Below are 478 nucleotides of genomic sequence, written 5' to 3' on the forward strand. Positions count from 1 at the left end.
AAATAATACCGGCTGGAGCGCTTCCATAATCAGCTTTTCCAGCCATTCCAGCGTTTCGATGTCAATGTCATTAGAGGGCTCATCCAGCAGCAGGATGGTGGGCCGGGCCATGAGAAGCCGCGCCATCTGCGCCTTCACCTTTTCTCCGCCGGAAAGCGTGTCCATCTTCTGATCCCGGTAGAAAAAATCAGGCGGAAGCTTCAGCTGCCCGGCTAAATGGGTCAGTTCCCTGGGCGTCTGCAGGCCAAAGGCGTCCTCCCCGCAAAAATATTCATATACGGTTTTTTCCTTTTCCTCTGCCGGCAGCTCCTGGGGCAGATAGCCCGGGTGTTCCCCTGTACAGATTCGTTCGCCCTGCGTCTCCGTATACCCCTCAATCAGTTCAGGATTATAAATCCATTTTAGAAGCGTACTCTTTCCATTTCCCTCTTCCCCGATCAAAACCGCTTTGTCTCCGGGATTTAAGACCAAGCTGAAA

The 478-nt window shown here is 52.5% G+C and carries 1 protein-coding gene; it reads right to left on the minus strand.

Going from position 1 to position 478, the window contains the following annotated elements; all coding sequences use genetic code 11:
* Nucleotides 1-478, minus strand: a 478-nt coding sequence (locus NE664_13630; GenBank protein ID MCQ4727673.1) for an ATP-binding cassette domain-containing protein, incomplete at both ends; no start/stop codon positions are given.

The organism is Anaerotignum faecicola, from assembly GCA_024460105.1.
Classification (GTDB): domain Bacteria; phylum Bacillota; class Clostridia; order Lachnospirales; family Anaerotignaceae; genus JANFXS01.